Source organism: Allobosea spartocytisi, from assembly GCF_014764685.1.
Classification (GTDB): Bacteria; Pseudomonadota; Alphaproteobacteria; order Rhizobiales; family Beijerinckiaceae; genus Allobosea; species Allobosea spartocytisi.
In genome coordinates this window covers 86,631-112,022 of sequence record NZ_JACXWY010000017.1, presented here as the reverse complement: position 1 = coordinate 112,022, position 25,392 = coordinate 86,631, and the positions used below count along the sequence as shown (strand labels likewise).

General features: G+C 67.7%; 26 protein-coding genes. 10 read left to right on the top strand and 16 right to left on the bottom strand.

Going from position 1 to position 25,392, the window contains the following annotated elements; genetic code table 11:
* On the top strand, nucleotides 1-216 hold a 216-nt coding region (locus IED13_RS22005; RefSeq protein ID WP_210323714.1), incomplete at its 5' end, for a hypothetical protein.
* Between the two features lie 125 nt (nucleotides 217-341).
* Here IED13_RS22005 and IED13_RS22000 read toward each other — a convergent pair.
* From IED13_RS22000 to IED13_RS21985, 4 genes are all read right to left on the bottom strand, one after another.
* Nucleotides 342-857, bottom strand: coding sequence for an OsmC family protein (locus IED13_RS22000; protein WP_191125462.1), 516 nt, complete (start codon nucleotides 855-857; stop codon nucleotides 342-344).
* 97 nt (nucleotides 858-954) lie between these two features.
* Complete coding sequence (locus tag IED13_RS21995) at nucleotides 955-1,737, bottom strand: ABC transporter ATP-binding protein (protein ID WP_142023385.1); 783 nt, start codon at nucleotides 1,735-1,737, stop codon at nucleotides 955-957.
* A gap of 12 nt (nucleotides 1,738-1,749) precedes the next feature.
* Entirely contained in the window at nucleotides 1,750-2,583 is an 834-nt protein-coding gene (locus tag IED13_RS21990) for an ABC transporter permease (RefSeq protein ID WP_191125461.1), read from the bottom strand.
* A 16-nt stretch (nucleotides 2,584-2,599) separates the two neighbouring features.
* Nucleotides 2,600-3,559 carry an aliphatic sulfonate ABC transporter substrate-binding protein gene (locus tag IED13_RS21985; RefSeq protein ID WP_191125460.1) on the bottom strand — a complete coding sequence of 320 codons (960 nt, stop codon included), beginning with the start codon at nucleotides 3,557-3,559 and terminating at the stop codon, nucleotides 2,600-2,602.
* Nucleotides 3,560-3,868: 309 nt separating this feature from the next.
* On the opposite strand from IED13_RS21985, the gene IED13_RS21980 reads away from it, so the two are divergent.
* The 3 genes from IED13_RS21980 (at nucleotide 3,869) to IED13_RS21970 (ending at nucleotide 7,978) form a co-directional block, all read left to right on the top strand.
* A complete protein-coding gene (locus tag IED13_RS21980) occupies nucleotides 3,869-6,634 on the top strand; it encodes a [protein-PII] uridylyltransferase (RefSeq protein ID WP_404801905.1) in 2,766 nt (921 codons plus the stop codon).
* A 120-nt stretch (nucleotides 6,635-6,754) separates the two neighbouring features.
* The gene (gene grpE, locus IED13_RS21975; protein ID WP_191125458.1) at nucleotides 6,755-7,354 is read left to right on the top strand and encodes a nucleotide exchange factor GrpE; all 600 of its coding nucleotides are present in this window, start codon (nucleotides 6,755-6,757) and stop codon (nucleotides 7,352-7,354) included.
* A gap of 3 nt (nucleotides 7,355-7,357) precedes the next feature.
* Nucleotides 7,358-7,978: a trimeric intracellular cation channel family protein gene (locus IED13_RS21970; RefSeq protein WP_191125457.1), complete on the top strand. Its 621-nt coding sequence runs from the start codon at nucleotides 7,358-7,360 to the stop codon at nucleotides 7,976-7,978.
* Between the two features lie 75 nt (nucleotides 7,979-8,053).
* Here the strand turns inward: IED13_RS21970 and IED13_RS21965 are convergent, their stop codons facing one another.
* The 3 genes from IED13_RS21965 to IED13_RS21955 form a co-directional block, all read right to left on the bottom strand.
* Nucleotides 8,054-8,674, bottom strand: a complete 621-nt coding sequence (locus IED13_RS21965; RefSeq protein WP_191125456.1) for an alpha-ketoglutarate-dependent dioxygenase AlkB family protein — start codon at nucleotides 8,672-8,674, stop codon at nucleotides 8,054-8,056.
* A gap of 20 nt (nucleotides 8,675-8,694) precedes the next feature.
* The gene (gene dapB / locus IED13_RS21960; protein ID WP_191125468.1) at nucleotides 8,695-9,501 is read right to left on the bottom strand and encodes a 4-hydroxy-tetrahydrodipicolinate reductase; all 807 of its coding nucleotides are present in this window, start codon (nucleotides 9,499-9,501) and stop codon (nucleotides 8,695-8,697) included.
* Between the two features lie 205 nt (nucleotides 9,502-9,706).
* Entirely contained in the window at nucleotides 9,707-10,696 is a 990-nt protein-coding gene (locus tag IED13_RS21955; RefSeq protein WP_112764817.1) for a Tim44 domain-containing protein, read from the bottom strand.
* 230 nt (nucleotides 10,697-10,926) lie between these two features.
* On the opposite strand from IED13_RS21955, the gene IED13_RS21950 reads away from it, so the two are divergent.
* Together IED13_RS21950 and IED13_RS28955 are read left to right on the top strand one after the other, a co-directional pair.
* A complete protein-coding gene (locus IED13_RS21950; protein WP_038357755.1) occupies nucleotides 10,927-11,187 on the top strand; it encodes a hypothetical protein in 261 nt (86 codons plus the stop codon).
* Between the two features lie 624 nt (nucleotides 11,188-11,811).
* Nucleotides 11,812-12,960, top strand: coding sequence for an extensin-like domain-containing protein (locus IED13_RS28955; RefSeq protein ID WP_248312709.1), 1,149 nt, complete (start codon nucleotides 11,812-11,814; stop codon nucleotides 12,958-12,960).
* A 158-nt stretch (nucleotides 12,961-13,118) separates the two neighbouring features.
* Here IED13_RS28955 and mepA read toward each other — a convergent pair whose 3' ends face one another.
* Nucleotides 13,119-14,060 (bottom strand): penicillin-insensitive murein endopeptidase, encoded by a 942-nt coding sequence (gene mepA, locus IED13_RS21940; protein ID WP_191125455.1) that lies wholly within the window; start codon nucleotides 14,058-14,060, stop codon nucleotides 13,119-13,121.
* 120 nt (nucleotides 14,061-14,180) lie between these two features.
* On the opposite strand from mepA, the gene IED13_RS21935 reads away from it, so the two are divergent.
* Together IED13_RS21935 and IED13_RS21930 are read left to right on the top strand one after the other, a co-directional pair.
* Nucleotides 14,181-15,161, top strand: coding sequence for a Bug family tripartite tricarboxylate transporter substrate binding protein (locus IED13_RS21935; protein ID WP_133565860.1), 981 nt, complete (start codon nucleotides 14,181-14,183; stop codon nucleotides 15,159-15,161).
* A gap of 76 nt (nucleotides 15,162-15,237) precedes the next feature.
* The gene (locus IED13_RS21930; protein ID WP_081925034.1) at nucleotides 15,238-15,411 is read left to right on the top strand and encodes a DUF3309 family protein; all 174 of its coding nucleotides are present in this window, start codon (nucleotides 15,238-15,240) and stop codon (nucleotides 15,409-15,411) included.
* 19 nt (nucleotides 15,412-15,430) lie between these two features.
* On the opposite strand, the gene lhpI is transcribed toward IED13_RS21930, so the two are convergent.
* The 6 genes from lhpI to rpsA all read right to left on the bottom strand — a co-directional run bounded on the left by lhpI (nucleotide 15,431) and on the right by rpsA (nucleotide 21,659).
* Entirely contained in the window at nucleotides 15,431-16,387 is a 957-nt protein-coding gene (lhpI, locus tag IED13_RS21925; RefSeq protein ID WP_191125454.1) for a bifunctional Delta(1)-pyrroline-2-carboxylate/Delta(1)-piperideine-2-carboxylate reductase, read from the bottom strand.
* Nucleotides 16,388-16,605: 218 nt separating this feature from the next.
* Nucleotides 16,606-17,001 carry a LapA family protein gene (locus IED13_RS21920; RefSeq protein ID WP_248311050.1) on the bottom strand — a complete coding sequence of 132 codons (396 nt, stop codon included), beginning with the start codon at nucleotides 16,999-17,001 and terminating at the stop codon, nucleotides 16,606-16,608.
* 91 nt (nucleotides 17,002-17,092) lie between these two features.
* A complete protein-coding gene (gene ihfB, locus IED13_RS21915) occupies nucleotides 17,093-17,377 on the bottom strand; it encodes an integration host factor subunit beta (RefSeq protein ID WP_038357749.1) in 285 nt (94 codons plus the stop codon).
* Nucleotides 17,378-17,405: 28 nt separating this feature from the next.
* A complete protein-coding gene (sppA, locus tag IED13_RS21910) occupies nucleotides 17,406-18,377 on the bottom strand; it encodes a signal peptide peptidase SppA (protein WP_191125453.1) in 972 nt (323 codons plus the stop codon).
* 62 nt (nucleotides 18,378-18,439) lie between these two features.
* On the bottom strand, nucleotides 18,440-19,729 hold the full coding sequence (locus IED13_RS21905; protein WP_191125452.1) for an Hsp70 family protein: 1,290 nt from the start codon (nucleotides 19,727-19,729) through the stop codon (nucleotides 18,440-18,442).
* A 220-nt stretch (nucleotides 19,730-19,949) separates the two neighbouring features.
* Complete coding sequence (gene rpsA, locus IED13_RS21900) at nucleotides 19,950-21,659, bottom strand: 30S ribosomal protein S1 (protein ID WP_038357744.1); 1,710 nt, start codon at nucleotides 21,657-21,659, stop codon at nucleotides 19,950-19,952.
* Between the two features lie 436 nt (nucleotides 21,660-22,095).
* Between rpsA and IED13_RS21895 the strand changes: the two genes are divergently transcribed.
* Both IED13_RS21895 and IED13_RS21890 read left to right on the top strand, forming a co-directional pair.
* Complete coding sequence (locus IED13_RS21895) at nucleotides 22,096-22,653, top strand: LemA family protein (RefSeq protein ID WP_038357742.1); 558 nt, start codon at nucleotides 22,096-22,098, stop codon at nucleotides 22,651-22,653.
* 141 nt (nucleotides 22,654-22,794) lie between these two features.
* Entirely contained in the window at nucleotides 22,795-23,868 is a 1,074-nt protein-coding gene (locus tag IED13_RS21890; RefSeq protein ID WP_191125451.1) for a M48 family metallopeptidase, read from the top strand.
* On the opposite strand, the gene IED13_RS21885 is transcribed toward IED13_RS21890, so the two are convergent.
* Together IED13_RS21885 and IED13_RS21880 are read right to left on the bottom strand one after the other, a co-directional pair.
* On the bottom strand, nucleotides 23,869-24,789 hold the full coding sequence (locus IED13_RS21885; RefSeq protein WP_191125450.1) for an NHL repeat-containing protein: 921 nt from the start codon (nucleotides 24,787-24,789) through the stop codon (nucleotides 23,869-23,871).
* Entirely contained in the window at nucleotides 24,779-25,387 is a 609-nt protein-coding gene (locus IED13_RS21880) for a 2-hydroxychromene-2-carboxylate isomerase (RefSeq protein ID WP_191125449.1), read from the bottom strand. The genes IED13_RS21885 and IED13_RS21880 overlap by 11 nt, the downstream gene beginning before the upstream one ends.
* Nucleotides 25,388-25,392 lie beyond the last annotated feature (5 nt).

Here is a 25,392-nt window from a genome sequence, read left to right as displayed (position 1 = left end):
ACATCTCCGCAAGCCCATGCGGCGGCGCCCGCCCGCCCGGCGAAGGCGGCCCCTGCCGTCCCGGCCCGGCCCACTCCGGCTGCCGCCACCACCGCGCCCGAGCCGGCGCGGCTGCGCCAGCTCGCCGAAGCCGCCTTCGTCCAGTCCCGGACCGCTCCCGCCCCCCGCAAGGTCGCCAATGGACGCGCCATCGACACCGGATGGGAAGAGTTCTGAGGGAGCCCGGCCTTCAAGGCGCTCCGTCACAAACACAAACGGCGCCGAAAGGCGCCGTTTTCTTTATGCGTCAATGGCCTGCCCGACCGAGACCTGGCGCGCCCGAAAGCGCTCCAGACGGTGGCTCAGGAGGCTTTTCGGTCCAGCACCGCCGACAATTCCGGCTTCACGTTGAGCGTCTGGAAGACGACGCAGTAGCGCTCGGTGAGCTTCAGCAGCGTGTCGAGCTTCTCCTGCGGCGCGTCGGTCTCGACCTCGAAGGAGAGGCGGATCGCCTTGAAGCCGACAGGCGCATCCTTGACGACGCCGAGCGTGCCGCGGAAGTCGAGATCGCCCTCGGCCCGCACCACGCCTTTCTTCAACTCGATCTCGAGCGCCGTCGCGACGGCCTTCAACGTCACGCCGGCGCAGGCGACCAGCGCCTCGAGCAGCATGTCGCCGGAGCAGAGCTCGGCACCCGAGCCGCCGGTCGCGGGATGCAGGCCGGCCAGCGCGATGGCGCGGCCAGTCTCGACCTTGCACGCAATGTGCTGGTCGTCGAGCTCGCCATGGGCCTTGAGCGTGACGATCGCCGCCTCGGGGTTGCTCCGGTATTCGTCCTTGAGGGGAGCCTGCAAGGCGCGCAGCGCGGTGACGTCCATGGAACCGACCCTCTCGTTCAGACTGTGAAATCGCGTCATGCGGCTGATAGGACGAAGCCGCGGCCAATGCCAGAGATGGCAGCGCGCCGCAGCCGAGCTACCACCACATGCCGGCGGTCTCGGCGGCCTTCTCCTGATGCGGCGCCTCGTGGCGCAGCGAGCGGTCGAGCGCGCGCAACGCCTCCCGCTTCGTCGCCTCGAAGGCCGGAGAGAGCCGGTCACGCGGCCGGGCGAGTGGGTTGTCGAGCTCGTCGAAGAGCCGGCCGGGATGCGGCTGCATCACCACGATGCGGTCGGCGAGCGTCACCGCCTCCTCGACATCATGCGTGACCATCAGGACGGTCGGCCGGCTCTCCTGCCAGAGTGCCAGCAGATGCCCGTGCAGGCTTGCCCGCGTCGTCGCGTCGAGGGCCGAGAAGGGCTCGTCCATCAGCAGCAGCTTCGGCCGCGTGACGAGGGCGCGGGCGATGGCGACGCGCTGCTGCTGGCCGCCGGAGAGCTCGCGCGGCCAACGCTTCTCATGGCCGGCGAGGCCGACACGGACCAGCGCATTGGTCACCAGCCCTTCCCGCTCGAAGGCGGAGAGATGCGACAGGCCGAAGCCGACATTCTCCGCGACGCTGAGCCAGGGGAAGAGCCGCGGCTCCTGGAAGATGACGCCGACATCGGCGCGGGGCTCGGCGACGGTCTCGCCATTGAGCCGGATCGCTCCGGCGCTCGGCGTGTCGAGCCCCGCGACGAGCCTGAGCAAGGTCGTCTTGCCGCAGCCCGAGCCACCGAGCAAAGCGACGATCTCGCCGCGCCCGACCTCGAGGTCAATCGCCGAGAGGGCATGGGTGCCGTCGGCATAGGTTTTGGACAGCCGGTCGAAACTCAGCACGGGGTTAAGCCTTCAGAGCTTGTCGCGCGCCGTATCCTGCCAGGCGAGGAAGGGCCGCGTGATGGCGACGAGGAGGCCGTCAGCCAGCTTGCCGAGCACGGCGAAGCTGATGATGGCCGCGATGATGGTGTCGGGGCGACCGAGCTGCTGGCCGTCCACGAGCAGATAGCCCAGCCCCTCGCTCGCCCCCATGATCTCGGCCGCGACCACGAACATGAAGCCGAGGCCGAGGCCGGAGCGCAGCGCAGTGATCCAGTCCGGCAGGATCGCCGGCAGCAGGACGCGCCTGACCATGGCGAGCCGCGAAAGGCGGAAGACCCGGCCGACCTCGACGATCTTGCGGTCGATGCCCTGGATCGCGGCGGCGACGCCGAGATAGACCGGGAAAAAGACGCCGACCGCGATCAGCGCGACCTTCGAGGCCTCGAAGATGCCGAGCCAGAGGATGAAGAGCGGCACCCAGGCGATGGAGGGGATGGCCCGCAGCGCCTGCAAGGTCGGATCGAGCAGGCGGCGCGCAACCGGCAGGGCGCCGGTCAGCGCGCCCAGGACCGTGCCCGCCAGCGCCCCGAGCCCGAAACCCGCCGCGACGCGCGAGAGTGTTGCCGTCGCATGGGTCAGGAGCTCGCCGGAGGCGGCCAGATCCCGGAGCGTGCGGCCGATGACGCTGGGTGGAGGCATCAGCCGCCCATTGGCGATGCCGGCCGCCACCAACCCTTCCCAGAGCAGGGCCAGCAGCACCGGCAGCACGAAGCCGAGAAGGGCGAGGCTGGGACGGCGCGGCTTCGGGTCACCCTGCCGCTCCTGCCGGACCGTCTCCGCCGCTTCGGCCTCCACCGCGCTCATCGGGTCGGGCCGAGCCTCAATTGGTCGCGAGGAAGCCGCGATCGATCAAGGAGTCGACCGCCGCCTTCACATCAGTCGCGGCCGGCAGCACGCCGGCGTCCTTCAGCGCGATGCCGGCGGCGGTGATGCTGTCGATCTGCGCCTGCCCGATGGCGGAATGGGTGAGATCCGTGCGGGTGAGCTGGCGCTCGATCACCGGCTCAGAGAGCTTGGTGTAATCGACCAGGATCTTCTTGAGCTCGACGGGGTTGGCAAGCGCGTAGCGGCGCGCCTCCTCATAGGCGGCGATGACCTTGCGCACGAGCGCCGGGTTCTCCGCAGCGAAGGCCTCGCGGGTATTGAGGATGCCCCAGGTGTTGTCCTCGGGCTTGCGGTAGAACAGCTTGGCGCCACTCTCGACCTCGGCCGCCGCCATCAGCGGGTCGAGCCCGGCCCAGGCATCGACATCGCCGCGCTCCAGCGCGAGGCGGCCATCGGCGTGCTGGAGCAGCACGAGCTTGACGTCCTTCTCGGTCAGCTTGGCATCGGCCAGCGCCCGGACAAGGAAGATGTGAGGATCGGTGCCGCGCGTGACCGCGACGCGCTTGCCCTTGAGGTCGGCGACCTTGGTGATCTCGCTCTTGGCGCCGGTGACGAGGGCGGTCCATTCGGGCCGTGAATAGACATAGATCGACTTGATCGGGTTGCCGTTGATCTTGCCGATCAGCGCGGCGGCGCCGGCGGTCGAGCCGAAATCGATCGAGCCGGCATTGAGGAATTCGAGCGCCTTGTTGGAGCCGGCCGAGAAGACCCAGCGGACCTTGATGCCGTCGGCCTCCAGCGCCTTTTCCAGCGTCCCACGCTCCTTGAGCACGAGGCTCACGGGATTATAGGTCGCGTAATCCAGGCGGATCTCCTTGGGCTGGGCCAAGGCGGGGGTGGCGAGCGCGGCGACCGCCAGGGCCGCGAGCGCAAGACGGCGGGTGATGCTGGTCATCGGATGATCCCTCTTTTGTCGACGATGCGAGGGATCGGGCGCTCATCGCCCCTCCCAACGCTTTAGCTGCACTTGTTTCGCGCCCGCAAGCTGATGGCTCAAATCGGCGCGTATCCTTTTCTTAGGTCCAATCGTTCTGTATGTCAAACAACACAAACCTGCATGGTCTTCCGCAAAATTCACGGAAATCCACGTATATTTTAAGCGTTCCTGCGCGGCGCGCCGTCATGATAGGAACAGGCTTCACAGCGAGACCCTGCTGCCGTGTCAGCCGCCCACGACAAGCCCGCCCTTCCGCTTCCCGAGATGCTGCAGGATCCCGAGGCCGGCGTCACCCGCCTGCTGGCTTCGGCACGTCGGCGCGACAAGGCCGAGAAGCGTCAGCTCCTCGTCGGCGCGCTGCGCCAGCTCCTCGACGACGGCCACGCCTCGGCCCGCGCCATTCTCGAAGGGCCGCGCAGCGGGCTCGCCTGCGCGCACCGGCTGTCCGCGGTGATGGATGCGGTCGTCATCGCCCTGCACAAGGCTGCGACAGGCTATTTCTATCCGGCCGACAACCCCTCGCAATCCGAGCGCATCGCGGTCGCCGCCGTCGGCGGCTATGGCCGCGGCACGCTGGCGCCGGGCTCGGATGTCGACCTGCTCTTCCTGTTCCCGCACAAGCAGACCGCCTGGGGCGAGAGTGTGGTCGAGTCCATGCTCTACCCGCTCTGGGACCTGAAGCTGAAGACCGGCCATTCGGTCCGCTCGGTCGATGACTGCATCCGCGAAGCGCGTGCCGACATGACCATCCGCACGGCGCTGCTGGAAGCGCGCTTCCTCAGCGGCGACAGGGTGCTGTTCGACGAGATGGTCCGGCGCTTCGACGCCGAGGTGGTCGAGGGCACGGCCGCGGCCTTCACCGAGGCGAAGCTCGCCGAGCGCGAGACGCGGGTGCAGCGCGCCGGCACCTCGCGCTATCTGGTCGAGCCCAACGTCAAGGATGGCAAGGGCGGCTTGCGCGATCTCAACACGCTGTTCTGGATCGCGAAATACGCCTACCGGGTGAAGGATGTGCGCGAGCTCGTCGCGGCTGGCCTGTTCGACACACAGGAATTGCAGATGTTCGAGCGCTCGGAGGAGTTCCTCTGGCGCGTGCGCTGCTGGCTGCACTTCATCACCGGACGGGCGGAGGAGCGGCTCTCCTTCGACCTGCAGCGGCAGGTGGCGGCGGCCATCGGCTATGCCGGCCGCAGCGGCCAGGCACCGGTCGAGCGCTTCATGAAGGCCTATTTCCTCGTCGCCAAGGATGTCGGCGACCTCACCGCCATCGTCTGCGCGGCGCTGGAGGCGCGCCAGCAGAAGCCGCGCGCGACGCTCTCGCGCCTGCTCGGCTCCTTCACCAAGCGCAAGCGCGTACGCGCGCTCGGCCACACCGATTTCACCCTGAAGGGCCAGCGCCTCGCCGTCATCGACGACAGCGCCTTCGAGCGCGACCCGGTCAACCTGCTCCGGCTCTACCAGATCGCCAGCCGCGAGGACCTCGCCATCCATCCCGATACGAGCCGGCTGGTGACACAGTCGCTCAGGCTGATCACCTCCGGGCTGCGCCACGACCCCGAGGCCAACCGCATCTTCCTGGAAATCCTCACCGCGCGGCGCTCGCCGGAGGTGGTGCTGCGGCGCATGAACGAGTCCGGGCTGCTCGGCCGCTTCGTCCCGGATTTCGGCCGGGTGGTGGCGATGATGCAGTTCAACATGTACCACCACTACACGGTGGACGAGCACCTGATCCGCGCCATCGGCGTGCTGGCCGAGATCGATTCCGGCACGCTCGAGGCCGAGCACCCGCTCGCGAACGAGATCATGCCGACGGTCGCCAACCGGCGGGCGCTCTATGTCGCCCTGTTCCTGCACGACATCGCCAAGGGCCGGCCGGAGGACCATTCGCTCGCCGGCGCGCGCATCGCCCGCAAGCTCGGCCCGCGCCTCGGGCTGACGCCGGGCCAGACCGAGACCGTCGCCTGGCTGGTCGAGCACCATCTCGACATGTCGACGGTGGCGCAGAGCCGCGACCTCGGCGACCCAAAAACGATCGAGAGCTTCGCGGCCACGGTGCAGACGCTGGAGCGATTGAAGCTCCTGCTGATCCTTACCGTTGCCGACATCAAGGCGGTCGGTCCCGGCGTCTGGAACGGCTGGAAGGGCCAGCTCCTGCGCACGCTCTATTACGAGACCGAGCTCGTCCTGACCGGCGGGCATTCGGCGGTCGAGCGCAAGGCCCGTGTCGGCCGCAAGCAGGACGAGTTGCGCCAGCGGCTCTCCGACTGGAGCGAGGAGGAGCGCGAGGCCTATATCGCGCGCCACTACCCGCCCTACTGGATCAAGGTCGATCTCGCCGACCAGGAGAAGCACGCACGCTTCCTGAGCGAGGCGGAGAAGGCCGGCCGCACCACCGCGACCGTGGTCGAGACCGACCAGTTCCGCGGCGTGACCGAGCTCACCGTGCTCGCGCCCGACCATCCGCGCCTGCTGGCCATCGTCACCGGCGCCTGCGCTGCGGCCGGCGGCAACATCGTCGATGCGCAGATCTTCACCACCACGGACGGGCTCGCGCTCGACACCATCTCCGTCTCGCGCGCCTTCGACCGCGACGACGACGAGTTGCGCCGGGCCGGGCGGATCGCGGCGGCGATCGAACGGGCCTTGAAGGGCGAGATCAAGATCGCCGATCTCGTCGCGCAGCGCCGCGCGCCGCCGCCGCGGGGCCAGACCTTCCAGCTCGCGCCGGAGATCGTCATCGACAACGTGCTGTCCAGCCGCCACACGGTGCTGGAGGTCTCCGGGCTCGACCGGCCGGGTCTGCTCTACGACCTCACCACCGCGATCGGGAAGCTCAACCTCAACATCGCCTCCGCCCATATCGCGACCTTCGGCGAGAAGGCGGTCGACGTTTTCTACGTCACCGACCTGACCAATGCGAAGATCGTCTCGACCGCGCGCCAGCTCGCGATCCGCAAGACCTTGCTGGAGGTGTTCGAGTTCGAGGGGGGCAAGGCGGCGTCAGCCAGGACGAAAGTCCCGGCGCGCGCTTGATTTGGGCCGCCATAAGCCCGATATCGGCCTCGAACGCGGCCGCGTTTCCGGGGAAACCCGCCAGGCCCGGCGACGGGCGGCACGGCCAGCCAGATTGATGGATGGGAATTGGAACAGGCAATGACGCGCAACCCTGCGACGGAAGACCCGAACCTCGAAGCCGCGACCGACGCTCCCGAGCAGGCTCAGGCCACCGAAGGGGGCATTGAGGCCCAGATCGCGGCGCTCCAGAACGAGCGCGACGACCTCAAGGACAAGCTGCTGCGCACGCTCGCCGAGATGGAGAACCTGCGCCGTCGCACCGAGCGCGAGATCGCCGATGCGAAGGCCTATGCGGCGACGAGCTTCGCCCGCGACATGCTCGGCTCCTCGGACAATCTGCGCCGGGCGCTCGAGAGCGTGCCGGACGCTGCGCGCGACGCCGCCGACGCCACGCTCAAGGCACTCTATGACGGCGTCGAGCTGACCGAGCGCGAGCTGCTGAAGACGCTGGAGCGCCACGGCGTGCGCAAGATCGACCCGCTGGGCGAGAAGTTCGACCCGCATTTGCACCAGGCGATGTTCGAGGCGCCCGATCCGGCCACGCCCAAGGGCATGGTCTCCAAGGTGGTCCAGGTCGGCTACAAGATCGGCGAGCGCGTGCTGCGCCCTGCCCTCGTCGGCATCTCGGCCGGCGGCCCCAAGGCCGAGCAGGGCGGCGACAAGCCCACGAGTCACTGATCGATGTTCGAGGGCGCCGGCGTCGCCATCTTCGCGCTGACCGGAGCCCTCGTCGCAGCCCGCAAGGGCATGGACCCCCTGGGCTTCATCCTGCTCGCGACCGTCACCGGCGTCGGCGGCGGCACGCTGCGGGAGCTGCTGCTCGGCCATAGCGCGCGCTGGGTGCACGATCCGACCAGCGTGATCATCTGCACCGTGGTGGCGATCGGCGCCTGGGCGCTGGCCTATCTGCGCCCCGGCATTCTCGAGGGCTGGAGCGGGCGCAAGCTGCTGCTCTGGAGCGACGCCGCCGGCCTCTCGATGTTCGCCGTCAGCGGGACCCTGATCGGGCTCGAATCCGGCGCGCCGGTCCTGTCCGCCATCGCGCTCGGTGCCATGACCGCCACCTTCGGCGGCATCCTGCGCGACATCCTCGCCGGCGATAGGCCGATGGTGCTGTGGAGCCGGGAATTCTATGTCACCGCCGCAACGGCCGGTGCGGCGGTGACCGCCTTGCTCCATGGCCTTGGCCTGCCCGCCTATGCCGTGGCTCTCGGCGGGCTGACGATGGGCTTCGGGCTCAGGGCCGGCTCGCTGCTGCTCGGCTGGTCCTTCCCGAAGCTGCCGGGCGGCACGGGCGAATAAATCCCGTTTGCGATGGGCAGTCCTCTCCCCGAGAAGCCGCGAAGCGGCGTCTCGAAGGACGGGGTCCGATCATCTTCAATCCGGCTTCGTCACGCGCCGCAGCGTCAGGTTGAGGCGCCCTCCCTCGGCCAGCAAGGTCGAGGAGCCCGAAAGGACGCGGTCGATGCCGTGATAGGCGAGCCGCGCCGCGCCGCCGAAAACCAGCACATCGCCGGAGGCGAGCTTGAGGGAAGCCGTCTTGCCGCCACGCGTCGTCCCGCCGATGCGGAAGAGCGCGGCATCGCCGAGCGAGATCGAGAGCACCGGCGCGTCGAAATCCTGCTCGTCGCGATCCTGATGCAGCCCCATCTTCGCGCCGGCCGCATAATAGTTGACAAGGCAGGCCTCGGGCGGATGGGGATAGCCGGAAAGCTCCTCCCACAGCGCCAGCAGCGGTGCCGGCAGCAGCGGCCAAGGCTCCTTCGTCTCGGGATGGAGCGGCTGGTAGCGATAGCCGCTCTCGTCGGAAACCCAGCCGAGCGGGCCGCAATTCGTCATCCTGACCGAAAACGGCTTGCCGGTCTTCGGCATGCGCGGCTGGAAGAGGGGCGCCTGCCTGACCACCGCACGCAATTCGGCCAGCAGAGCGCCCTGCTCCCCGGCCGAGAGCCGGCCCGGCCAGTGGACGACGCCCGGGGCGACGGCGATCCGCGTCATGGCCAGCTCCGGGTCACGAGCTACAGCGTATCGAGACCGAGGACATCGGCCATGGAATAGAGGCCGGGCGCCCTGCCCCGGCCCCAGAGCGCCGCCCTGATCGCGCCCTGGGCAAAGAGGCTGCGATCCTCCGCGACATGGGCGAGTTCCAGCCGTTCGCCCGCTCCGGCGAAGATGACCTTGTGATCGCCGACAACGGTGCCGCCGCGCAGCGCGGCAAAGCCGATCGTGCCAGGGTCGCGGGCGCCGGTGATGCCATCGCGGGCTGCGACACGCTGCTCGGCGAGGTCGACGGCGCGGCCGGCAGCGGCCGCCTCGCCCAGCAGCACGGCCGTGCCGGAGGGCGCATCGACCTTCATGCGATGGTGCATCTCGACGATCTCGATGTCCCAATCGGTGCCAAGCGTCGCCGCGACCTTCCGGACCAGCGCCGCCAGCAGATTGACGCCGAGACTCATATTGCCGGACCGGATAATCGGGATGCGCCGCGCCGTCTCCGCCAACGCCGCGAGATGCGCAGGTTCCAGCCCGGTCGTACCAACGACATGCAGGATGCCGGCATCGGCCGCGAGGCGCGCGAAGGCGACGGTCGCCTCCGGCGAGGTGAAATCGAACACGGCATCGCCCTGCGCGAAAGCGGCAGCGGGATCGCCCGTCACGGTCACGCCCAGCGGCGGCAATCCGGCGAGCGGACCGGCATCGGCGCCCAGGGCCGGCGAGCCCAGACGTTCGACGGCAGCGACCAGGCGGCATCCCTCAGCCTGATCGATGGCCTTGATCAGCATGCGCCCCATGCGCCCGGCGGCGCCGACGACGACGAGACGCATGTCACTCATGGGGCAGGCTCCGAAAGGGCTTCCGGACGGAAGCGGCAAGGCAGGACGACTAACGCAAGACGACCAAGGCGGGACGATTATCGCTATAAGCCGGTTCGTCGCGGCGCGACACCCGAAACCGCGCATGGCCGGACGCATGCGAAAACGGCCGGGTTGCCCCGGCCGTGATGCGATTTTGTTGCAAGATCGTGGAGGTTCAGGCCGCCTGCTGGATCGCGGAGAGCTTCCACTCACCACCACGCTCGCGCAGGAAGGTCCAGAACTCCTTGACCTCCTGCGGCGCGGTCGCGTTGCCGTCGACGACGCGGCCGCTCTTGCGATCATAAAGCGCGTTGACCAGGCTGAAGCGCATCGAGACCGTGGCGTAGTCGGTGCTGCCCTCGCGCCAGGCCTCGGACAGGTCACCCTGCAGCAGCTTGACGTCGGAGACCCGGTCGACCACGCCGCGGCGGACGTTCTCGGTCAGATCCTCGTCGAAATAGCCGAACATCTCCGGGGTGACGCGCTGGCGCAGGCCGGCCTCGTCCTCGTTCGAATAGGCGGCGTTGACCTCACCGAGCAGGCGCTCGAAGGCGCTGAAATCGGCACCCTCAAGCTGGATCGGCGTGGTCGCCGGCTGGGCCGCGCCACCGCCGAAACCGCCCATGCGGGCGGCCGCGGGCTGGGCCGCGTCGGGCTGCGCGCCATAGGCCTCGCGGCCATAGGGCGCGCCAGCGCCGGCGAGCTGCGGCTCCGACCGGCGGCGGAAGAAGCGGATGGCCAGCATGATGATGCCGGCGATCAGGCCGATCTGCAGCAAGAAACCGAGGATGCCCGCAAGCGAGGCCAGACCGCCGAAGAAGCCCGAGCCGCTGAGCATCCCGAACAGGCCGGCGCCGAGCAGGCCGGCGCCGATGCCCATCATCATGTTGCGGGCGAAGGACGGACGGGCCGCCTGCGCGGCAGCAGCGCCGGCGCCCATGCCGGGGTTGGCGACGGACGGCGAAGGCGCCGCGCTGCGCTGGAAGGACTGCGCGCCGCCGGGAATCGTATTGGTCGGGGCCGGGGCGCTGTTCGAGAACATCCCGCGGCTGCCCGAGCTGCGGCCGCCACCGGGGCGCGCCTCGGCAACCAGCGGCACCAACATCAGGGCTCCAACAACCAGGGCGACGGCACGTCCGCGACGGGCGAGCGAGATCAAAGACATTGTTCCTCCCGGAGCCTCCATGGGCTCGACGGCGCTCAATATGGGAGAGGAACGCGCGCGCCGCAAGATGGATGCTTGTTAACCGGCTGAAAGATCTCACTATTTCAAATCGGTGCATAATCATTCGTCGTGATCGCTGACCTGTGGTAAGGTGTCGCATCGTCCTCTCCGCGGACGAAGGGAAGAGCGCCATGTTCGGACATGAACCGAGGCCTCACCGACATCGCCTGTTGAGCTGGCTCCTGGCGCTGGCCGTTTTGCTGCTGATCACCGAAGCCGCCGCCGCGGGAGAACCGGCCATTCCACTCGACGGCCCGCGCCTCGCCCAGGCACCCGAGCCGCTCTGCTTCTGCTGGAACAACGGCCGCAAGATCGCGGAGGGCTCGTCCTCCTGCATCCGCACCTCGCAGGGCCCGCGCATCGCGGCCTGCAGCCGCGTGACCAACCTGATGTCCTGGCAAGTGACGGAAACACCCTGTCCCGAAAGCTGAGCCTTTCGTGCCAGCGATCCTGCGCAGGAGCGATCTTTCAGACGAGCGATCTTGCGAAACAGAAACGCCGCCGGGACATCTCCCGGCGGCGTCATCGTTTATGGCTCTTGTGGTCCTAGCGACTTCGAGACTGACCCTTGTGTCAGAACGCTCCCAGAACGATTGCCATCATGAAAACGAAGGCCGCACCCATGATCAACCGGTCGAGACGCAGCGTGACAGTCATCACACCCTCCTGTGTCATTGACCTGTCGCAGAAGCTACCAGAACTGGCAGCGGCCGCAAGGGGGCGGCACCGTGGCGGCATGGTGGCGAAGGCTAGATCATGCTTAAACTTGCGTTAAATCCTTGAATAGATTTGGGGATATTTCTGATGCCGGCAGTCGCGCAACCGGCGCCCGGAGAGGCTTCCCAAGTCGTTGCAGCACTCTTCTCCGGACTCTTCCGCATTGACCTCGGACTGAACGGCGCACCGGGCCGGCGGCAGCGCAATCGGCATCCGTTAACGCGGGAAACGCCGGATTAAGTCGGCATTCACCACTCCGCCAAAGTTAATCCGGCTGTGGCGGCCGGGGCGCAGTCGGTTGAGAAACCATTCACCAAACGCTTCGCATTTGAATGGTCATGCGACGCGTAAAACTCGCCCTCATCGCAGTTGGTCTGGCCGGCGCCGCCGGGCTGGCCGGCTGCGGCAAGTTCCAGAAACCGCAGCGCGCTCCCTGGCGCGATCAGGCGGAAGCCACCTGCATGAGCTCCGGCCAGGTGCAGCTCTCGAGCTATGTCAGCCTGCGCGGCAAGGCGATCGACGGGCCGGGCGTCTGCGGCATGCAGCAGCCGCTCAAGGTCACCGCCCTGCAGAATGGCAGCGTCGCCCTGAAGAGCCCGGCCCTGCTCGCCTGCCCGGTCGTGGCAACGACCGACCAGTGGTTCGCCGAGGTCGTGCAGCCAGCCGCGATGAACATCTTCGGCGCGCAGGTGATCGAGATCCGCGCCGGTTCCTATTCCTGCCGCTCCATGAACAACGGCACCTATACGACGGCCACTTCGGAGCATGCCTATGGCAACGCCGTCGACGTGTTCTCCTTCCGGCTGAACGACAACCGCGTCGTCACGGTCAAGGAAGGCTGGCGCGGCTCGCCGGAGGAACAGAACTTCCTGCGCGAGGTCTTCGTCGGCGCCTGCACCTATTTCGGCACGGTCCTCGGGCCGGGCGCCGATCCGATGCATTACGACCACATCCATATCGACCTCGCCCGCCATTCCAAGGGCCGGCACATCTGCAAGCCGATCATCAAATACACGCCGAACTACAACCTGCCGCCGCCGGATCCGGCCCGGACCTATTCCTCGGCGCAAAGCGCACCGGCGACCCAGCGGGACGGCGCTCCCGCCGCCACCGCCTATGCCGGCGGGCCGGCGCTGCGCCGCCCGAACGATGGCCCGCGCCCGCCCGGCGCCGTGCAGGGCGGCTATCCGGTCGCCAATAACGGCCAGGGCCAGGACCACAGCCTCGACGCCCAGATGCGGTTCCTCCAGGACTACGACGCACGCCGGCAGCAGGGCGGCCGTGCGCCGTACCGGCCGCAGCCTTTGCCCAGCGAGGCGCGCGGGCCGCTCACCCTGCCCGGCGCGGTCGAGCCGTCGGAGGAGGTCGTGCTCGGCGATGGCGGAGGTTCCGGCGTCGTCGACCAGCAGGGTTCGGAGGAGGCGCAGCCGATCACGCCGGAGCACGACCCCTTCGCCTACAGCTCAGGGCGCACGACGCGGCGCTGACCTAGGAAAGAATGTCGAGTTTCCGCGGAAATGCGCGGTCATCCCGGGCTTGACCCGGGATCTATGCAGGAGCGCCTACCGGAAAAGTTCTGGCATGGCTCCCGGATCTTCGCTTCGCTGCGTCCGGGATGACCCGTCGTTCCTCGGGGAACGCGAATTCAGGGCGCCGCCAGAACCTGGCGGCATTCCGGCGGCAGGGCATCGAGCGACATCGGCGGCTTGGGTTTCGGCTTCGGGCCAGGCTTTGGCTTCGGCGGATTGAAGATCGCCTCGCGCTGGCGTTCGACCCAGCCGGTGAGCTCGGCGCCACAGCCATCGCCGAAATTCGGCGGCTCCTGCGGCACACAGCTCGCCATGCCGGCCGGACAGGCCAGCCGGATATGGAAATGATAGTTGTGGCCCCAGATCGGCCGGACCTTGTCGAGCCAGCTTTTGTCGGCGCCCGCCTCGCGGCAAAGAGCCACCTTCAGGGCCGGATTGACGAAGACGCGCTCCACCCGCGGCTCCGAGGCCACCGCCTTGATCAGGCGGGTATGGGCGGGCGTCCAGGCATGCGGATCGACATCGCGCCAATCGGCCCGGGCCATGTTGACCGCCGGCATGTTCTCGCGCTGCTCCCCGTCGAGCCTGCTCTTCGGCATCGGCGTCAGCCAGATATCGGCATCGAGGCCGATCTGGTGCGAGGCATGGCCGGTCAGCATCGGCCCGCCGCGCGGCTGCGACATGTCGCCGACCAGAAGCCCGGACCAGCCGGTGATGCGCGGCACGTCGCGGGCGAGCTTCTCGAGATAGTCGATCAGGGCGGGATGCCCCCAGTTGCGGTTGCGGTTGAGCCGCATCACCTGCCAGCTCGGCCCGTCGAGAGGCAGCGCGGCGCCACCGGCAAGGCAGCCACGGGCATAGGAGCCGATGGCGCGCGGCGGCAGATGCGCCGGGGTCGCCTTCTGGCCGAAGAGCGAACGGGCGGCATCCGGCCAGGCGGCGATGTTGGCCGCGCGCGTCTTCGCCTCCTGATCGGCGGTGGACTGGGCCCTGGCCGCGAAGGGCACGAGGCCCGCCATGACGGTGAGGAGGGCGGCGATTCGTTTGGCGTGACGCATCGGCACAGAATCAGCGGCACTGCCCCTGGCGGTCAAGCCGCCGGATGGACAAGAGCGGATGCGGCAGGCAGCCTAGTGGCAAAAGGCGGGACAACCGCCAGCCGCAACCGGAGGACCCCCATGCCAGAGCTCATAGACCGCCGCGCCCTGCTGGCCGGCACCGGCGCCGCATTGCTGGCGTCCGGCGCCGGGCTTGCCCAGCAACCCTGGCCGCAAGGGCGGCAGGTCAAACTTGTCGTGCCCTTCACGCCCGGCGGGGCGACCGACGTGCTCGGGCGGCTCGCGGCCGACAAGCTCAGCCAGAGCTGGGGCAATGTGGTCGTCGTCGAGAACCGTCCCGGCGCCGGCAGCAATATCGGGATCGAGGCCGTCGCCAAGGCCGAGCCGAACGGCGACACGCTGCTGATCGCCTCGGTCGGGCTCGCCACGAACCGCTACCTCTATGCCAAGGTCAACTACGACCCGGTCAGGGATCTCGCGCCGATCACCATGGTGGCGCTGGTGCCAAACCTGCTCGTGGTGCGCAACGACTTGCCGGTCAAGAACGTCGCCGAGCTCGTCGCCTATGCCAAGGCCAATCCCGGCAAGCTGACCTATGCCTCCTCCGGCGTCGGCACCTCGCTGCATCTCTCGGGCGAGCTGTTCCAGAAGCTCACCGGCACGAAGATGGTGCATGTGCCCTATCGCGGCTCCTCCCAGGCGATCCAGGACCTGATGGGCGGCCGCGTCGACCTGATCTTCGACAACATCACCTCGGCCCTGCCGCAGGCCAAGGGCGGCGCCATTCGCGGGCTCGGCGTCACCACCGCCAAGCGCGCCCCGACGGCGCCGGAATACCCGCCGATCGGCGAGACGGTGCCGGGCTTCGACGTCTCGTCCTGGTTCGCGCTGTTCGCGCCGGCGAAGACGCCCCAGGCGATCATCGACAAGATCCAGGCCGATACCAAGGCCGGCCTCGCCGACCCCGCGCTGCGCGCCAAGATGGACGCGCTCGCCGCCGAGCCGGGCGGCTGGACGCCGGCCGAGCTCGCCGCCTTCCTGCAAGCCGAGCTCAAGAAATGGGGCGACCTGATCCAGGAGGCCGGGATCAAGGCCGAATAGAACGGAACAGTTGCGTCATGACCCGGGTTTTCCCCGTCGAACGCGCCTGTCGGGCGCAAACGACAAGGAAAACCTCATGTCCACGCTTCTGATCGTTCTGGTGCTGATCCTGCTGCTTGGCGGGGGCGGCTATTACGGCCATCGCAGCTATGGCCCGGCCGGGCTCGGCGGCGTCGTTGGCCTCGTTCTGGTCGTCGTGCTGATCCTGTGGCTGCTCGGCGCCATCGGCGGCGCTCCCGTCCACGTCTGAGGCCTTTGAACGGCGCCGATCAACTCCGATCGGCGCCATGCTCCCAGACGGCCACCGCCGCCGCCAGATCCTCGAGCGCGACGCCGACCGATTTGAACAGCGTGATGCCGCCGCCCGCGACGCTGCCTTGAACGCGCCCATGGCAGAGATCGGCCAAGGTGCCGGCGACCTTGTCGGCGCTGTAGCTGCCTTCGGCGATCGCGACGGCGACGTCGCCGCCCTCCTCGATCGCCTTGGCGGAATCGACGACGACGCGGGCACGCTGCAGCGCATCGGCATCGGCCTCGCGCATCTGCATGGTGAAGCCGCCGATCAGGTCGAGATGAGCCTCGCGCTTGAGCCAGTGGCCATGGATCAGCGGCTCGGTCGCGTTGGTGGCGCAGGAGATGATATCGGCGGTGCGGACCTCGCCTTCGAGATCGGTCGTGGCGCGGGCCTCGATTCCGTCCTTCGCGAGTTCGGCGACTACGGCCTCGGCCGCCTCCGGCCGCCGCGCCCAGACCGCGATGTCGGTGAGGGGCCGCACCGAACGATGCGCCTTGATGATGAAGGGGGCGAGCGCGCCGGCACCGACCATCACCATATGGCTGGCTTCCGGATTCGACATGTAGCGCGAGGCCAAAGCGGAGGCTCCCGCAGTGCGCCAGAGCGTCAGCCGGTTTCCGTCCATCACCGCGAGCGGGCGCCCCGTCGTGCCGTCCATCAGCAGATAGGCCCCGAGGACGCCCGGCAGGTTGCGCTTGCCGTTGCCGAAGAAGACCGAGAGGATCTTCGTGCCGATATAGGGCTTTTCAGCCGCCGGACCGCTCCAGGCCGGCATGGTCAGCAGGATGGCGTCGTCCTCGCCGGGCCGCTCGATCGCATATTGCCCGCGCTTGGGAGCGATGACCTCGCTGCGGAAGGCGTCGTCCAGAATGTCGATCAGGGCGGGATAGCTCAGGGCCGCGTCGATTTCGGCCACATCGAAAAGGCGCATCGAGAACTCTTTGCTTTACCGCTTTGTCTGGACGCGAACCGGTATCCGCTTCGCTTGCGAAATGGCCTGCCGCCTCGGCTTTTCCCGAAAACCGCAGGCGATTTTTCGGGCCGATCCCTCGATCGCCGTGCGTCCTATCGGACGCAAAGTGACGATCTCACTCTTTGTTTTCGCATCGGATTTTTCCGAAAAATGGATTCCACTTTTCGGTCCGATGCTCAGTTCCGTCCGTCTGTGAGGGCGGGCAGCGCCGAATCCGGCACGGCCGAGCGCAACGCCTGCGTCTCGGAGCGCAGCGCCTCGACCTCGCGGCGGCCACGGCGCGCGGCCTTGCGGTGCTTGCCCTGGGCGAGCCAGGAGGCGAGCCCCCCGACGAGAACGCCGAGGAAGATCGCCGCCAGCACCACGGCGAAGAGCGGCACATCATAGGAGAGCGCCGGCAGATCACGGCTGAGCGGGTCGAACGAAACGCGCACCGCCCCACGGTTGGCAACCGAAAACAGCACGATCAGCAACGCGACCGGCACCAGAACCAACGCCTTGAAGAAGGCTTTCATCAGCGTCTCCGTGACGGTGCCGCCGGAGCGGCCGGCGGCGCCAGTGCCATCCGGCATTTCCCGGAAACACCGAACACCTCTAGCGCCTTGCTTTATCGCATTGTCTTCAAGCGAGCCGGCGTCCGCTCCGCTCAAAGACGCTCGGGGCTCACGCCTTGCCGTTCAGGCGCAGGCGCAGCTCCTTGCCCGTCTTGAAGACGGGCACGAATTTCTCCTCGACCTCGACGGCATCCCCGGTGCGCGGGTTGCGGCCGATGCGGGCCGAGCGCGCCTTGCGGGAAAAGGCGCCAAAGCCGCGCAGCTCCACCCGGTCCCCACGCTCCAGCGCCTTCACGACCTCGTCCAGGATGGCCGAGACGATGTTCTCGATGTCGCGCTGATAGAGATGTGTGTTGCGGTCGGCAATCCGCTGGACGAGTTCCGATTTAATCATCGCTGGAATATAACCATCTGTATCAACATCACTTTTCAGCCGCAGGCTGCCAGAGCGCCAGAGGCTCGTCAAGCCGCATGCCAACGGGCTGATCCGCCGCCCGCGCAATCGTCGCCGCCAGCCCGTCGAAGCCGGCGAGACGCGCCGCCACCTCTGCGAGGCTCCACAACCCGAAGCTCGACGAGCTGCTGCGCGGGCGCCAGTCGCGCACCTTCAGATCCTTGGCAACCTTCTTCTCGCGCTCCAGCCAGGCGATGCCCTCGCGCTCGCCGCCGAGCTCGTCGATCAGCTTCAGGCCCAGCGCCTGCCGGCCGGAAAAGACGCGTCCATCGGAGGCCGTGCCGAGCTGCGTATCATTGAGGCTGCGCCGGTCATGCACCATCTGCTTGAACCAGCGATAATTGTCGTCGACCACGCTCTGCAGGGCGGCGCGAGCCTCAGGCGAGGTCGGCTCGAAGCCGTTCGGCGCGGCCTTCAGCGGGCTCGACTTGATCTCCTCGACCTTGACGCCGACCGTGCCCAGAAGCTGGCTGACATTGGGATACTGGAAGAGCACGCCGATCGAGCCGACGAGCGAGGTCTCGCGCGCGACGATGTGGTCGGTGCTCATGGCGGCGATATAGCCACCGGAGGCGGCAAGGCCGCCCACGACCGTCACCATCGGCTTCTTGGCCGCGAGCTCGCGCAGCGCGATGTGCAGCGCCTCGGCGCCGGAGGTGGTGCCGCCCGGGCTGTTGATGTCGAGCACGACGCCCGAGACAGCATTGCTCTCGCCGACCGACTTGATCAGGTCGAGCGTGCGGCGATCCCCCGAGATGAAGCCGGAGATGGAGATGCGGGCGATATGGGCGCTCGACAGCGAGGTCGCGCCGTCGCCCCGCCAGGCGAGGCCGCCGATCACCGCAGCCGCGATCACCCCGAGCACCGCCAGCACGCGCCAGAGCGTCAGCTTACGCCTGAGGCTGCGGCGGTCGGCAAGCAGATCGGCATCGGACGCCATCGGGAAACTCCTGTCGGCTGCGGGCCCGTGATGTAGCCCCGTCGCGCTGGACGGGCAAGGCGTTACGCCGCGACCGAGGCGCGCGCCCGGTCGAGAGCGAGCAGCGCGAGCCCGCTCGCGACCGAGCGGAAGGCATCACCGATATGGACCTTCTCGGCGCCGAAGCGCCGATCGAAGAGCTGCCGCACCGCCGGCACATGCGAGGTGCCGCCGGTCATGAAGACGGCCTCGATCCGCCCTGCCGCGATGCCGGCCTCGGCCAGAGCCCGGTCGAGCGCCGCCTCGATCGCGCCGACATCCTCCGCGATCCAGCGCTCGAAATCGCTCCGGCGGATCGGGCTTTCGATGGTCACGCCCACCTGATTGAAGCGCAGCACCGTCTCCTCATGCTCGGAGAGGGCAATCTTCGCGGCCGAGACGGCGCGATAGAGCTCGTAGCCGAGGTCGTATTCGATCACCGTTAGCAGGTCCTCGAGCTTGCCGGGCTCGACCGCCTCGCGGATCAGCGCGTTGAGCTCGGCCATGGTCTCGCGGCTCTTCATCAGAGAGAGCTTGTGCCATTGCGCGAAGGCGGCGTGGTAATGCGCCGGGACGGGCAGCAGCTTGTCGAAGGAGCGATACTGCGTGCCCTTGCCGAGCGCCGGCGAGACGGCGTGCTCGATGATCCGGTAGTCGAAAGTGTCGCCGGCGACGCCGACACCGGCATGGGAGAGCGGGATGGCTTCCAGCCCCGCGCGCTCGCCTGGCTCGAAGCGCATCACCGAGAAGTCGCTGGTGCCGCCGCCGAAATCGGCGACCAGCATGGTCTGCGGCGTCTTCAGATCGCGCGCATACCAATAGGCGGCGCCCAGCGGCTCATAGGCGAAATCGACCTGATCCATGCCGGCCTTGCCGTAGGAGCCTTTCAGGCGCCCGAGCGCCAGCTCCTCGTCCGGCCGCTCGCCGGCGAAGACGACGGGGCGGCCCGAGACCAGGGGCAGCGCCGAAGCATCCTCCAGCCCCTCCGTCAGATCGCCGAGGAAGACGCCGATCAGATCTTCAAGCTGGTAGAGCTTGCCGAAGAGCCGCGTCTCCTGGAAGGCGCGGCTGGAAAGATGCGTCTTGAGCGATTGCAGGAAGCGGTGCTCGCTGGTCATGCCCAGCGCCATGTCGAGGGCGTCGGGGCCGCTGACATGGGTGATGCGGGACTGCGGCGGCCGCCCCTCGCGCCAGAACATCAGCGCCGAGCGATAGGCATCGACCGCGCCCTGCTTCGTGGCGAAGGAACGCGTCACGACCGATCCGTCGGCGCCAGCCAGCGCGACGACGCTGTTGGTGGTGCCGAAATCGATGCCGATGGCGGCGGGGGTCATGGCGGGCTCCTTTGCGGATGGACAGACCAGCCCTCATCCTGAGGTGCGGACACGAGCCGGCGTCTCGAAGGATGTTCCAGAGCACACTGGAGCATCCTTCGAGACGCCGCTTCGCGGCTCCTCAGGATGAGGGCTGAGGATAATCAGCCGAAACAAAAGCCCGCGCGGATTGCTCCGCGCGGGCTGTCTTGGATGTCCGGCCGCCGAAGCGGCCGAAACCTCACTTCTTGTCGGTGGTCGTGGCCTTCTTGAGGGCCGCGCCGAGGATGTCGCCGAGCGAGGCGCCGGAGTCGGCGGAGCCGTACTGCGCCATCGCCTCCTTCTCCTCGGCCATCTCCAGAGCCTTGATCGAGACCTGGATCTTGCGGGCCTTCTTGTCGAAGAGCACGACGCGGGCGTCGATGCGCTCGCCGGCCGCGAAGCGCTCGGGGCGCTGCTCGGAACGGTCACGCGCCAGCTCGGCCCGCTTGATGAAGGTCATCATGTCGGTGTCGGCGATCTTCACGTCGAGACCGGACTCCTTCACCTCGACCACCTCGCAGGTGACGATCTGGCCCTTCTTGAACTCGCCGGCATCCACGAAGGGATCGCCGCCGAGCTGCTTGAGGCCGAGCGAGATGCGCTCCTTCTCGACGTCCACATCGAGAACGACGGCCTGCAGGACGTCGCCCTTCTTGTATTCCTCGATGACCTGCTCGCCCGGACGGTTCCAGTCGAGATCCGAGAGGTGGATCATGCCGTCGATGTCGCCTTCCAGGCCCAGGAACAGACCGAACTCGGTCTTGTTCTTGACCTCGCCCTCGACCGTCGAACCGGCCGGGTGCTGCTCGGCGAAGACTTCCCACGGGTTGCGGAGCGTCTGCTTGAGGCCGAGCGAGATGCGGCGCTTGACCGGATCGACCTCGAGGATCGCGACGTCGACTTCCTGCGAGGTCGAGACGATCTTGCCGGGGTGGACGTTCTTCTTGGTCCAGGACATCTCGGAGACGTGGATCAGGCCTTCGATGCCCGGCTCCACTTCGACGAACGCGCCGTAGTCCGTGATGTTGGTGACGCGACCCTTGAGGCGCGTACCGACCGGATAACGCTCGGCGATGCCATCCCACGGATCGGCCAGCAGCTGCTTGATGCCGAGCGAGATGCGGTGCGTGTCCTGGTTGATCTTGATGATCTTGACCTTGACCGTCTGGCCGATGGTCACGACCTCCGACGGATGGTTCACGCGGCGCCACGCCATGTCGGTGACGTGCAGCAGGCCGTCGATGCCGCCGAGGTCAACGAACGCACCGTATTCGGTGATGTTCTTGACGACGCCGTCGATGACCTGACCCTCTTCGAGCGAGGCGACGAGCTCGGAACGAGCCTCGGCGCGGGTCTCTTCGAGGACGGTGCGGCGCGACACGACGATGTTGCCGCGGCGGCGATCCATCTTGAGGATCTCGAAGGGCTGCGGCTGGCCCATCAGCGGGCCGACGTCGCGGATCGGACGGATGTCGACCTGCGAGCGCGGCAGGAAGGCCACGGCGCCGTCGAGGTCGACGGTGTAGCCGCCCTTGACGGTGTTGAAGATCATGCCGGAGACCTTCTCGCGAGCCTCGAAGGCCTTCTCGAGCTTGACCCAGCTCTCTTCGCGGCGAGCCTTGTCGCGCGAGATGACGGCTTCGCCGAGCGCGTTCTCGATCCGGTCCAGATAGACCTCGACCTCGTCGCCGACCTTGATGTCCTGATCACGGCCGGGGCCGTTGAATTCCTTGAGCGCGACGCGCCCTTCCGTCTTCAGGCCGACATCGATGATCGCCATATCCTTCTCGATGGCGACGACCTTGCCCTTGATGACGGAGCCTTCCATCGCTTCGTTGCGCGAGAAGGACTCTTCGAGCAGGGCGGCGAAATCCTCGCGACCCGCGCTGTAGCTTTCAACTGCTGACATGTAATCTCCTGGAAGCCGGCCGCGTATCCCGCGGATGTCCGGCATGGGCCCCTGGCTGGTGCTGCACACCGGATCGTCGCCTGCGGCGCCTCCTCTTCGAAGGCTTCCAGCTCCTGAGAGCCGGTGGGCACCGGGCCGCCGGTTCGATCCGTATCCTGAGGGGCGCTCCCAACACAAAACGGGAGCCGGTCTCGCTGACCGCCCCCGGCTCATGATCGATCACGACCCTTCGGACACGCCGGATTTAATGCAAGCTCCGCGCGAGAGCAAGGGCCACCGGGCGAGAGCGGCTGCGCAACGCTTTCCATGATCGCTAAGCGGCGCCGTCACACAGGTCACGCGGCGTCAAGATCAAGATGAAGGGCGCGGGTTTCGCGCGCAGCGGGTTTCGTGCCAGTCTGGCGCCGACAGGGCACGGGCTTGGGGAGAACGCTTCATGGGCTGGATCATTCTGGGGCTGATCGTCGTCCTCGCGATCTATGCGGTGATGACCTATAACGGGCTCGTCGCGATGCGGCAGCGCGTCAACCAGGCCTTCGCCGACATCGACGTCCAGCTCAAGCAGCGGCACGACCTGATCCCGAACCTCGTCGAGACGGTGAAGGGCTACGCAACCCACGAGAAATCGACGCTGGATGCCGTGATCGCCGCCCGCAACGCGGCGCAGGGCGCGAGCAGCGTCCATGACAAAGCTGCAGCCGAGCAGCAGCTCTCCGGCGCGGTCGGGCGGCTGCTGGCGCTGGGCGAGGCCTATCCCGACCTCAAGGCATCAGCCAATTTCCAGCAGCTCCAGGTCGATCTCGGCAATGTCGAGGACAAGCTCGCGGCGGCGCGGCGCTTCTTCAACAATGCGGTCGGCGAGTTCAATGCCGCGATCCAGGCCTTCCCCGCCGTGCTGTTCGCGCCGCAGATGGGCTTCACCCAGCGCGAGTTCTTCGATGTCGGCCCGGAAACCCGGGCCCAGATCGAGGTCGCCCCCAGCGTGAAGTTCTGACGGAAGGCAGGCGCTTACGGCCCGAAGCGCGTCACGCGCCATGCGGATTCGCTCCTGCGTCTCAGGTCTTTGGTGTTTCGCATGTCGTTTTCACAAAACCGCTGCGCAGTTTTGCGCGACATGCTTTAGGGAGCGGCAGCGATGGCGCAGGCCTTCGGGCTCTACACCCATCAGCGCAACAACCGGATCAGGTCCAATTTCCTGATCGCCGGGCTCTTCCTGCTGGTCTATCTCACGACCTGGGGGCTGCTGCTCGTCGCCTATGGCTATGGCGGCGTGCCCTATGGCCGCAGCGCCTTCTCGGAAGCGAACCGCATCTTCCTGTCGTGGTTTCCGTTCGTCACGCTGGCGACGATCCTGTGGGTCTTCATCGGCTTTCGCATGAACGTCGCGCTGATCGGGGCGGTGACAGGCTCGCAGGGCATCACCCAGGCGGAGAACCCCAAGCTCTACCGGATGCTCGAGAATCTCTGCATCTCACGTGGCCTGCCGATGCCCAGGCTCGCGATCATGCAGAGCGATGCCCTCAACGCCTTCGCCAGCGGCGTCAACGACAAGCAGTTCACCGTGACCGTCACCAGCGGCCTGCTGGCGCAGCTCGACGACCGGGAGGTCGAGGCCGTGCTGGCGCATGAGCTGACGCATATCCGCAATGGCGACGTCCGGCTGATGGTCGTCGCCGTGGTGATCGCCGGCGTGATCTCCTTCGTCGGCGAGATGATCTTCCGCGGCTTCGGCCGCAGCCGCATCAGGATGTCGTCGGACGATTCCAAGAAGGGCAACGGGCTCGCCGTCCTCGTCGGCGTCGCGGTGATCGCGATCTCCTGGTTCCTGGCCATCCTGATCCGCCTCTCGCTGTCGCGCTCGCGGGAATATCTCGCCGATGCCGGGGCGGTGGAGTTGACCAAGAACCCCGACGCGATGATCTCGGCCCTGCTCAAGATCTCGGGCCGGGCCGATATCGACGGCGTGCCCTCCGGCGTGATGGACATGTGCTTCGAGAACGATCCGGACGATTTCGCCGACCTGTTCTCGACCCACCCTTCCGTCACCAAGCGCGTGCAGGCGCTGATCGAGACCGCAGGCGGGCGCATGCCGGCGATGCCGCCGCACCCGCCGAAGCTCGCCGAGCGCCAGGACCTGCCGACCATGGTCGAGGAGAGCGTCGCGCGCGGGCCGTGGTCGCGCCCGCCGCAGGGGCCCGCAGCGGGCTGATCAGGCGGTAAGCTTGCCCGGATCGATCTCGAAGACGAGCGGGTAGAAGGTGTCCCAGCGGCTCCAGCGCTTCGAGCCCGCTTCGCTCACCGCCCAGAGCTTGCCATCGGGAGCGCAGCCCAGATCCTCGATGCCGCCGGGGGCCGGATAGCGCGCCAGCACCGCGCCGGTCTTCGGATCGAGACGCGAGAGAAAAGCCGGCCTGTTTCCGGCGCTCTGCGAGAGCCAGAGGTCGCCCTTCCGATCGAAGGTGGCGCCCTGCACGATCTGCGGCAGCGGCAGGGTCAGCGTCGCATCCCCCGGCTCCACGGGCTTTTCGTCGCCGGGCAGGAGGCGCTCCGCCGGCACGGCGTAGAGGCTGGGCGCGCCCGTGCGGCGAAAGGCTCCGAACCAGAGCATCCCGCCGGACGCGGCCAGAAAGGACGGCCCCATCGTCTTGTCGATCAGCCTTTCGCCGAGCGGGACGCATTCGCCGGTGTCGCAGGAACGCGCAAAATCGAGCGACAGCAGCCGCCCGGAATTGGCGACGAAGACGGTCTCCCCGAGCACCGCGAGGCCGCCGGGATGGCCGTAGGTGGCCGGCAAGGCGAAGCTGCCGAGGAGGCGTCCGTCCCTGCGCGCGAGGCGAAAGATGCGGGCCGGGCCATTATCCTGCTCCAGCGCCTCGCTCCGGTAGGCGGCGACGAGGATCTCGTCGCGGAAAACCGTGAGTCCTTGCGGCACGAAACCGTCATTCAGCCCCGGAGCCCAGTAGCGGCGCCCGATCGCCTGCTCGTTCGGCACGGCGCCGATCTCGCGCGCGTCATAGCGCGGCTCGTCCCCCGGCAGGCGCGGCCGTGCCAAGGCCGCGGGGGCGAAGAGGAGACCTGCTGCCGCGACGAATGCGCCGCGGCGCGTGAGGCCAGCAGCCTCAGCGGCCATCGCGAGCCCAGTCGAGCGCTTCCTCGAGGCGGTCGTCGCCCCAGAACAGCTCGTTGTCCCCCGTGACGAAGAAGGGCGCGCCGAAGATGCCGATCGACTTGGCGTACTCGATCTCCGCGCGCAGGCGGCCCTTCACCTCTTCGCTGCGCGAGAGGGACAACGCGCTGCCAGGATCGCCGCCCGCCTCCTTCAAGGCGGCGCTGAGCACGGCCTCCTCGGCGATGTTGCGGCCTTCGCAGAACTGGGCCCGGAAGAGGGCCTTGGAGAAGGCCGGCGTCCAGCCACCATCCCGCCCGGCGAGAGCCAGCCGGGCCGCGGTCAGCGAATTCTGCGGAAAATTCTCGGGCTTGACCATCGTGATGCCCTGCCGGCCGGCGCGCCTGGCCGTGTCGCGCCACATATAGCGACCCTTGCTCGGATAGAGCGCGAAGGGCGAGGTGGTCCAGCCCTGGGCCGCGAAGATCGGGCCCAGCAGGAAGGGGCGCCAGCGCAGCTCGACGCCGGCATTTTCGGCCAATTGCTCGATTCTCAGGGCGCTCAGGCAGGAATAGGGCGACGCGAACTCATACCAGAAGTCCAGAACGGGACGATTCGGCATTCAGC